We start from the raw sequence: 9,003 nt of genomic DNA, 5'->3' as shown, positions 1-9,003 counted from the left end.
CCTTGGCCGCGCCCATCACCGAAAAAGCGGCGAGCCCGATGGCGTCGAGCCAGAGCAGCCATTTCCAGCGCGATTCGACACGATGCGCGCTGAAGAAGACCAGCACCGCAACCGCGGCGCAGACCAGCACATAGCCGGAGTTGGCGACCCAGAAAACCGGCAGGTTGAGGATGACGTCGCGAAGCGTGCCGCCACCTATCCCGGTGACGCTGGCCAGGAACAGGAAGCCGATAATGTCGAGCTGCTTGCGCGAAGCCGCAAGCGCCCCCGTCGCCGCGAAGACGGCGACACCGGCATAGTCGAGAAGCGCGATGGGGTTCATGGCAGGCCAGGGGAGTAAGGGAATAGGGCAGTAGGGCAGTATGTTTAGCACGAAGCCGCACGGAAGGTGCGATTGCCCTTTTCCCTACTGCCCTACTGCCCTACTCCCTTAACTATGCATCTTTCTCAGCCTGCTCGTTTACCGGCCCCGGCTCGACCGGCGCTTCAGCGGCGGCAAACTTCGGACCGCCTTTGGCGACGCCGACCATAGCCGGGCGCAGCACGCGGTCGCCGATCGAATAGCCCGGCTGCACGACCTGGACCACGGTGTTGGCCGGGACGTCCGGATTGGGCACTTCGAACATCGCCTGGTGGAAATTGGGATCGAACTTCTCGCCTTCCGGCGCGAGCTTCTTGACCCCATGCCGTTCCAGCGCCGACAGCATGGCGCGCTCGGTGAGGTCGACGCCTTCGATCAGCGCCTTGAAGCCGGCGTCACCCGATGCCTTGGCCTCGGCGGGAATCGCATCCAGCGCGCGGCGCAGATTGTCCGACACCGAAAGCATGTCGCGGGCGAAATTCGCGACCGCGTAGGTGCGCGCATCGTGAACATCGCGCGCCGTGCGGCGACGCAGGTTTTCCATTTCGGCCGCCACGCGCAGCGCGCGGTCCTTCAGCTCTTCATTTTCCTTCAGCAGCCGGACAAGGGCTTCATAGTCGCCGTCGGTGCTGCCTTCCGTGCGCTCGGCTGCGGGCTCGGTCGCCTCGACTTCATCGGGCGCGCGTTCGTCTTTTGCCTGGTCGCTCATCGCCGTTTCCCGTCAATCTCGAATGATGTGGATTTTGTGCCCGATATCGATGTTTGGCAGCCAAAAATCAAGGGGTAAGCGATTATGGAAGCCACCGGCCAAGGCCGGACAATGGCAGGCAAGGCATTTCGATTTTAATTCAAATTTTACCTTAACTGCCGGCTTTGCTTGCCCCACAGGCAGGATGGGGGAACCATTCCCTTGCTGGAGGAGTTTCGAAGCCGACACAGGATTTTGAGACGATGACCCGCAACACGGGCGAAAAGGCAGAAGGGCTGGCCATCGAGGTCAGGCGCCAGTTGGGTGCCGAGGCGGTGACCCGCTTTCTACGCACCTTGCCGGCCTTCCGCACCGAGGCCGACATTCCCGACCGGCTCCGAGAACTGCTCGACCGCCTCGATGGGGCGGAGCGCGGTGACATCGGCTGGCGCCGGCGGTAACGCAACAATCAATCTTGGCAGCAAACCTCCTATCGGCAATAGCCGGGGAGAGCCGAACCATCTAAGGATAGATGTGTTGTGGTTCAAAATGGAGGACGTAGTGCGCAAGGTTTCGATCACCTCATCGCTGATGGCGCTTGTCGGCCTCGGCGCCATCACCTTGGCGGCTTTTCCGGCACAAGCAGACAATCTGCAGCTGCAATTGGGCAAACATGGCCCGCGGCTGAAGCTCATGGAAGATTGCGACCCCGCCTATGACGATTGCGAAGGCCCCCGTCGCGACGACCGGCGCGACCGCCGTCAACGAGGCTGCACGGAGGACCGGGCCCTCGACAAGGCAGACCGAATGGGCATCCGCCGCGCAAGGATAGAGTCCGTCGGCCGCCGGGAGATCACAGTCCGCGGCAGACAGGGTGGCGACCGCGTGCGCGTGACTTTTGGCACCGAGCGCGGCTGTCCCATCCTCGATCGCGAATAGCGATCGACCTCAGCGGAAAACCGACGCTCAGAATCATCAGCAGGTCGAACCGGCGGTTGGCTGGCTCGACCGCCGGGCCACGCGACAATTACGCAAAGTAATTTTGCGTGATGTCGCCTTGCGGCGGCGAGGCACCCCGCCTATGCTTCCTGATGAACATGATTTCCCCTGAGACGGTCGCCAACAGCAAGCGCGCCTGGCTGAAGATTCTCGCCCGCTACAAGAAGCCTGACAGGCGGCGCAGCACCGTCGAACTCGCCATCACTCTCATTCCATTCGCCATGCTCTGGGGCCTGTCCTCGGCGGCCTATGCCTATGGCCATTGGTGGGGACTGATCCTCATCCTTCCCGCGGCCGGGTTTCTGGTGCGCATCTTCATGATCCAGCACGATTGCGGCCACGGCTCCTTCTTCGCCAATCGCTACGCGGACGACTGGATCGGCCGCGCGCTCGGCATCCTGACGCTGACGCCCTACGATTGCTGGCGGCGCGCCCACGCGACCCACCACGCCAGCGCCGGCAATCTTGACGAACGCGGCATGGGCGACATCCGGACGCTGACCGTTGCAGAATACCGGCAGATGTCGTGGCGAGGCCGCCTTGCCTATCGTCTCTATCGCCACCCGCTGGTGATGTTCGGGCTCGGTCCGATCTGGCTGTTCATCTTCGAGCAAAGGCTGCCCGTCGGCATGATGCGCGGCGGCCTGACCCCTTGGGTGTCGTCGATGACCACCAATCTTGGCATCGCGGTCGCAGCAGCCATCCTCATTTGGTTCGTCGGTCCCGGCGCGTTCCTGGTGGTCCACCTGCCGATCGTCATCCTCGCCGGTTCGGCCGGCATCTGGCTGTTCTATGTCCAGCACCAGTTCGAGGAAACGGAATGGGCGAAGGATGTCGACTGGGAATTCCAGCACGCCGCCTTGCACGGATCGTCCTATTACGACCTCCCGCCGGTGCTGAACTGGTTCACCGGCAACATCGGTGTCCATCACGTCCATCACCTCTCCGCCAAGGTGCCGTGCTACCGGTTGCAGGAAGTGCTGCGGGATTATCCCGAGCTGCGCGACATCGGCCGTGTCACGCTGCTGGAAAGCCTGCGCTGCGTTAAACTGGCGTTGTGGGACGAGAACCGCCGCAAGCTGGTGTCGTTCCGCGAGGCACGGGCGGCGGCTTAAGCAATTCCAGCAGAAGTGGTGAACGGTTTCCAGGGAAAGCGCGTAGCGTTTTCCCTGGGGCAATTGCGTCAAACCAAGAAAAGTAAAACGACCGCCAGTCTATAGGCACCGCGCCTGGAGCTCCTACCAGGCAGCCCTGATCATGTCGGCGGCCTTTTCGGCGATCATGATGGTTGGCGCATTGGTGTTGCCACCAATCAGTGTCGGCATCACCGAGGCGTCCACGACACGCAAGGCTTCAAGCCCGCGCACCTTGAGTTGCGGATCGACCACCGCCATCTCGTCGACGCCCATCCGACAGGAGCCGACCGGGTGATAGACCGTGTCGGCGCGGGTACGGATATGGGTCATCAGATCGGCATCGCTTGGCTCGCCGGCGATGTGCATTTCCTTGTGCCGGTAGCGCGTCAGCGCCGGTGAAGCCAGCACCTGCCGGGTGATCCTCACGCCTTTCAACAGCAGCTCCGCATCGCGCTGGTCGCTGAGAAAGCGCGGATCGATGCGCGGCGCGGCAAGTGGATCGGCGCTGGCCAGCCCAACCTCGCCACGCGAGTGCGGCCGCAATATGCAGACATGACAGGAGAAGCCGAAGCCGTAGTGCAGCGTGCGCGCATGGTTTTCGACCAGCCCGATGACGAATTGCAGCTGCAGGTCAGGGCGCTCAAGCGCCGGGTCGGATTTGACGAAAGCGCCGCTCTCGGCCGCCGGCGAGGCGATCAGCCCGGTCCCATCCCGCCGCCACTGCGCGATATGCCGTAGGAAACCCAACGCGCCGCGCGGGCTCATGCCAAGCATATCGGTGTCCTTCGATCTCCAGCCGACGATGAAATCGAGGTGGTCCTGCAGGTTCTTGCCGACGCCCGGCAATTCGTGGACGACGGGAACGCCATGCACGGCAAGTTCGGCCGCCGGGCCGATACCCGACAGCAACAGAAACTGCGGCGAACCGAAGGCACCGCCACACAGGATCACCTCGCACGACGCCTGCGCCACTGCCTCGCCTTTGCGTGTCCGGTAGCGGATACCGGTGGCCCGCTTGCCGTCAAGGACGATGCCTGTGGCGTGCGCCCGCGTGATCACGGTCAGATTGGTCCGCTGCATCACCGGATGGAGATAGGCGGCGGCAGTCGAACAGCGCTCGCCATTACGGGCGCCACCGGCAAATTGGGTCACCTGGAAATAGCCGGCGCCCTCTTGTTCCGGTCCGTTGAAATCGTCCAAGGCGCGAATCTGGTTTTCGGCACAAGCCTCTATGAAGGCCTTGGCGATTGGCCTCGGCGAGCGCTGGTTCGACACTTTCAACGGGCCGTCCCCGCCATGCAGGGCATCAGTGCCGCGCTCATTGCCTTCGGCGCGCCGGAAATAGGGCAGAACCTCATCCCATGACCAGCCCTCACAGCCCAGATCGGCCCATTCGTCATAGTCGCTGCGATGGCCCCTGACATAGAGCATCGCATTGATGGCGCTGGAGCCGCCCAGCGCCTTGCCGCGCGGCTGGTAGCCCTTGCGGCCGCCAAGACCTTGCTGCGGCACGGTTTCGAAGGCCCAATTGTTGATCCTGGGCCGGCCGGAAAGCATACCGATAATGCCAGCCGGAGCGCGGATCAGCATATCCCTGCCCTCGCCGCCAGCTTCGATCAGGCAGACCGTTTTCGAGGGGTCTTCCGAAAGCCGTGCGGCAAGCGCACAGCCGGCGGACCCAGCGCCGGCTATGACATAGTCGTAACGCATGAAGACCCTCCCCGATCATTCCGGATTTTCCATCCGGAAGCTCAAGAGAAGGCTTGAACAGGGGGCGTTGTAAAGACGCGCGGAATTACCGCAACGTCAGCCGCTGCGAACGCGCCGCCAGGAGTATTTCGGGCCTTTTGGTTCCGGCACGGCGGCTGGCTGGTAGTAGAGCCCCAATCCGCCGGTGCGGCCCTCCTCCAGGCGCTTCAACAGCACGGGGTTCGATATCTCGAACTCGTCGAAGCCCAGCCGCAGCATATGCGGCAGTTGGTCGACCAGCACCTGGCCGGTAGCGCGAACGGCACCTTCGAAATGGTAGCGGCCGCGCAGCAGCTCTCCCTTGGAGAAGGAGCGGCCGTCGCTGAAGGCCGGAAAGGCCAGCGCCACCAGCGACAGCTGGTCGAGCAGGTCGGCGACCTTCTCGAGCTGATCACCCGGCTGCAGCAGGACGCCGAGCCGTTCCTTGGCCGAGCGGCGCACCTCCGGATCGAGATCGAGGAAGACTTGCAACGGCAGGATGAAGCGGCCGTTGCCGGACAGCGCATCGGCGCTTTCGGCATGCGTCCACTCATCCTCCTGAAAACCCGCAGGGGTCCAGAGCCGGGTCTCCGGTGTCGTCGGTTCAGTCATCAAAAAGTTCCTAAACAGTCAAACGAAACCAAGGATGTGTTGAGATTCAGGTCAGGCTGCGCCGAAAATGGCGGCTTCCGAGAACCGGAGCGGAGCATACTTGAAGTACGTGAGCACCGGAAGCGCAGGAAGCCGCCGTTTGCAGGCCAGCCTTACCTGAATATCAGCATATCCTAAAGGGATGCGTCGGTCAGCGACTTCTCCAGCCCCGACAGGTGAATGCCGCACTCGGTCTTGGCATGACCGGCCCAGCGGCCGCTGCGCGCGTCCTCGCCCGGCTGCACCGGCTGCGTGCACGGGAAGCAGCCGATCGACAGATAGCCATAAGCGACCAGCGGATTTTCGCGCAGCGCATGCGCGCGCATATAGTCGGCCTGGTCCGATGTCGTCCAATGCGCCAGCGGATTGATGCGGATGCGCGGACCGACCGCCTCGAACACCGGCAGCGCTGCCCGCGTCGCGGCCTGAAAACGCTTGCGGCCAGTGAGCCAGGCACGAAATGGCGCGACACCGCGCGCCAGCGGCTCCACCTTGCGCACGTCGCAGCAGGCATCGGTATCGCTTTGGTGCAGATTGCCCGTCGGATCGATCCGTTCGAGTGCTGCTTCCTCGGGTTTGATCACCCTTATGTTGGTCAGCCCGAAATCGGCGGCGAGCGCATCGCGATAGCCGAGCGTCTCCTCGAAATGCTTGCCGGTGTCGAGGAAGATGACCGGCAGCGTCCGGTCGATCTTGGCGATCATGTGCAGCAGCACAGCCGAATCCGCGCCGAACGACGACACCGCCGCGATCTCGTCGAGGAACAGTTCGCGGGCCGAGCGTTCGATGATCTCGAGCGGCTTCAGATGACCATAGAGCGCGTCGAGCCCTGCCGCTTTGGCGGCGATGCCGTCATCGACGTCTCCAATACGGTCAAGCGGCCTTGGCTTCGCCAGCATAGAGCGCCTCCTTGAACGGCGCGGGACCGACTCGGCGGTAGGCGTCGATGAATTTCTCTTGTGGGTCGAGCCGAAGGCCGAGATAGGTCTCGACGATCTGTTCGATGGCGTCGGTGATCTCTTCCGAAGAGAAGCCGCGGCCGATGATCTCGCCGACCGAGGTGTTCTCGTCGGCCGAGCCGCCCAGCGTCACCTGATAGAGTTCGGAGCCCTTCTTCTCGACGCCGAGGATGCCGATGTGGCCGACATGGTGATGACCGCAGGCGTTGATGCAGCCGGAGATCTTCAGCTTCAGTTCGCCGATCTCGCGCTGCCGCTCAAGCGAGGCGAAGCGGCGCGAGATTTCCTGCGCGATTGGGATCGAGCGCGCCGTGGCCAGCGCGCAGTAGTCGAGGCCCGGGCAAGCGATGATGTCCGATATCAGGTTGGAATTGGCCGTCGCCAGGCCGATGCCGACCAGCGCATCATAGACCGCCTTGAGGTCGGCGCGGGCCACATGCGGCAGGATCAGGTTCTGCTCATGGCTGACACGCAGCTCGTCAAAGCCATATGTCTCGGCGATGCCGGCGATTGCGTCCATCTGGCTGTCCGAGGCGTCGCCAGGCACCTCGCCGATGCCCTTCAGCGAGATCGTCACAGCCGCATAATCGGGATGGCGGTGCGTCACGACATTCTGGTCGAGCCACTCCGAGAACCCCTTGGAATCGAGCCGCGCCAGCTTGACCGCCTGGTCGCCTTCCGGCCGCTCAGCGAGTGCCGGTGGCGCGAAATAGGCCTCGATGGCGCGGATATCGGCTTCCGGCAGCTTCAGCTGGGCGTCTTTCAACTCTTGCCACTCGGCCTCGATTTGGCGGGTGATCTCCTCGACCCCGGTCTCATGGACGAGGATCTTGATGCGCGCCTTGTACTTGTTGTCGCGGCGGCCATAGAGGTTGTAAACGCGCAGGATCGCCGTGCAGTAGGACAAAAGGTCGGCTTCCGGCAGGAAGTCGCGGATTTTGCGGGCAACCATTGGCGTGCGGCCCTGGCCGCCGCCGATATAGACGGCGAAACCGAGTTCGCCGGCGGCGTTCTTCCTCAGGTGCAGGCCGATGTCGTGGGTCTGGATGGCGGCGCGGTCGCGCTCGGCCCCCGTCACCGCGATCTTGAATTTGCGCGGCAGGAACGAGAATTCCGGATGCACCGATGACCACTGGCGCAGGATTTCCGCGTAGGGACGCGGATCGGCGACCTCGTCGGCGGCAGCGCCGGCGAAGTGGTCGGCGGTGACGTTGCGAATGCAATTGCCGCTGGTCTGGATGGCGTGCATCTCGACGCTTGCGAGATCGGCCAGGATCGCCGGAATGTCCGACAGCGCCGGCCAGTTGAACTGGATGTTCTGGCGCGTGGTGAAATGGCCGTAGCCCTTGTCGTATTTGCGGGCGATGTGGCCGAGCATGCGCAGCTGCTTGCCGTTCAGCGTGCCATAGGGCACCGCGATGCGCAGCATGTAGGCATGCAGCTGCAGATAGACGCCGTTCATCAGCCTCAATGGCCGGAACTGGTCCTCGGTGATCTCGCCGGCAAGACGGCGCTGCACCTGGTCGCTGAACTCGGCGACGCGGGCCTGGACAAAATCGTGGTCGAACTCATCGTAACGGTACATGCTTGGTCTTTCAGGGCGCGTCCGCCCATGCCTGGTGTCTTGGTTATGCTGCCCGCGCAGCCTGCTTGCCGAGATCGTTGCGGATGGTCGGGCCGGCGGCGCGGATCTTCTCGCGCAGCCGCACCGGTTGGACGACGCCGTTGACGACTTCGGCGTCGATCAAATTGACGTCGACCACTTCGTTGGCGGCATAGGCCTTGGCGCCGATCGCCTCGAGCCTGTCATCGGCTGCCTTGTCATGGGCGAGGTCGGCATGATCCACCGTCTCGGCCCAGCCGCCATCGGCGTACCAGACGGCGATGCCGTCGGTGAGGCGGTTGGCGGTCAGTATCTTCATTGCTGAACTCCTTCGGCGACCGAACTGGACGCGCCTTCATGCCTGTGTGCCGCCAGCGGCTCGGACCGTTCAAAGTTGGCGCCGGCGACCGCATCGCCGATGATGGTCATGACTGGGCCGGAAAGATCGGCGCGCGCTTCCAGCGACGGCAGGTCGGCAAGCGTGCCGTGGAAGCGCCGCCGGTTGGCGAGGCTGGCATTCTCGACCACGGCCACCGCAGTGTCCGGCGACAGGCCGGCCTCGATCAGCCGTCCGGCAACCTCGGCCGCCACCGAGCGGCCCATATAGACGGCGACGGTAGCGCCGGAAATCGCGAGCTTGGCCCAGTCGGGCAGCGAATTGCCCTTGAGGTCGTGGCCGGTGGTGAACACCATCGACGAGGAGACACCGCGCAAGGTCAGCGGCAGTTCGAAATCGGCGGCGGCGGCAAAGGCCGCGGTGACGCCCGGGACCACCTCATAGGCGATGCCGGCGTCGCGAAGTGCCGCCATCTCTTCGCCGGCCCGGCCGAACACCAGCGGATCGCCAGACTTCAGCCGCACGACACGCTTGCCTTCAC

The 9,003-nt window shown here is 63.7% G+C and carries 11 protein-coding genes; 3 read left to right on the top strand and 8 right to left on the bottom strand.

Going from position 1 to position 9,003, the window contains the following annotated elements; all coding sequences use genetic code 11:
• On the bottom strand, positions 1-322 hold a 322-nt coding region (locus EN969_RS05300; protein WP_206525133.1), incomplete at its 3' end, for a TRIC cation channel family protein.
• Positions 323-434: 112 nt separating this feature from the next.
• The gene (gene grpE / locus EN969_RS05295; RefSeq protein ID WP_027161324.1) at positions 435-1,070 is read right to left on the bottom strand and encodes a nucleotide exchange factor GrpE; all 636 of its coding nucleotides are present in this window, start codon (positions 1,068-1,070) and stop codon (positions 435-437) included.
• A 242-nt stretch (positions 1,071-1,312) separates the two neighbouring features.
• Between grpE and EN969_RS05290 the strand changes: the two genes are divergently transcribed.
• From EN969_RS05290 to EN969_RS05280, 3 genes are all read left to right on the top strand, one after another.
• The gene (locus EN969_RS05290) at positions 1,313-1,510 is read left to right on the top strand and encodes a hypothetical protein (protein ID WP_024502834.1); all 198 of its coding nucleotides are present in this window, start codon (positions 1,313-1,315) and stop codon (positions 1,508-1,510) included.
• Positions 1,485-1,988: a hypothetical protein gene (locus EN969_RS05285; protein WP_335916267.1), complete on the top strand. Its 504-nt coding sequence runs from the start codon at positions 1,485-1,487 to the stop codon at positions 1,986-1,988. Before EN969_RS05290 ends, EN969_RS05285 begins: the two co-directional genes overlap by 26 nt.
• A 152-nt stretch (positions 1,989-2,140) precedes the next feature.
• Positions 2,141-3,163, top strand: coding sequence for a fatty acid desaturase (locus EN969_RS05280; RefSeq protein ID WP_063169014.1), 1,023 nt, complete (start codon positions 2,141-2,143; stop codon positions 3,161-3,163).
• Between the two features lie 123 nt (positions 3,164-3,286).
• Here EN969_RS05280 and EN969_RS05275 read toward each other — a convergent pair whose 3' ends face one another.
• From EN969_RS05275 to EN969_RS35855, 6 genes are all read right to left on the bottom strand, one after another.
• Positions 3,287-4,894, bottom strand: a complete 1,608-nt coding sequence (locus tag EN969_RS05275; protein ID WP_063169015.1) for a GMC family oxidoreductase N-terminal domain-containing protein — start codon at positions 4,892-4,894, stop codon at positions 3,287-3,289.
• Positions 4,895-4,990: 96 nt separating this feature from the next.
• A complete protein-coding gene (locus EN969_RS05270) occupies positions 4,991-5,524 on the bottom strand; it encodes a DUF934 domain-containing protein (protein WP_063169016.1) in 534 nt (177 codons plus the stop codon).
• A gap of 173 nt (positions 5,525-5,697) precedes the next feature.
• On the bottom strand, positions 5,698-6,462 hold the full coding sequence (locus EN969_RS05265; protein ID WP_024502838.1) for a phosphoadenylyl-sulfate reductase: 765 nt from the start codon (positions 6,460-6,462) through the stop codon (positions 5,698-5,700).
• Complete coding sequence (locus tag EN969_RS05260; RefSeq protein ID WP_063169017.1) at positions 6,437-8,107, bottom strand: nitrite/sulfite reductase; 1,671 nt, start codon at positions 8,105-8,107, stop codon at positions 6,437-6,439. The genes EN969_RS05265 and EN969_RS05260 overlap by 26 nt, the downstream gene beginning before the upstream one ends.
• A 43-nt stretch (positions 8,108-8,150) precedes the next feature.
• Positions 8,151-8,444 (bottom strand): DUF2849 domain-containing protein, encoded by a 294-nt coding sequence (locus tag EN969_RS05255; protein WP_013529562.1) that lies wholly within the window; start codon positions 8,442-8,444, stop codon positions 8,151-8,153.
• The coding region (locus EN969_RS35855; protein WP_245467417.1) for an SAM-dependent methyltransferase at positions 8,441-9,003 on the bottom strand (563 nt) is incomplete at its 5' end. The genes EN969_RS35855 and EN969_RS05255, both read right to left, overlap by 4 nt.

It is taken from the genome of Mesorhizobium sp. M7A.F.Ca.CA.003.01.2.1, assembly GCF_003998945.1.
In the GTDB taxonomy this organism is placed as follows: domain Bacteria; phylum Pseudomonadota; class Alphaproteobacteria; order Rhizobiales; family Rhizobiaceae; genus Mesorhizobium; species Mesorhizobium ciceri.
This window is presented reverse-complemented; position numbering and strand designations above follow the sequence as displayed.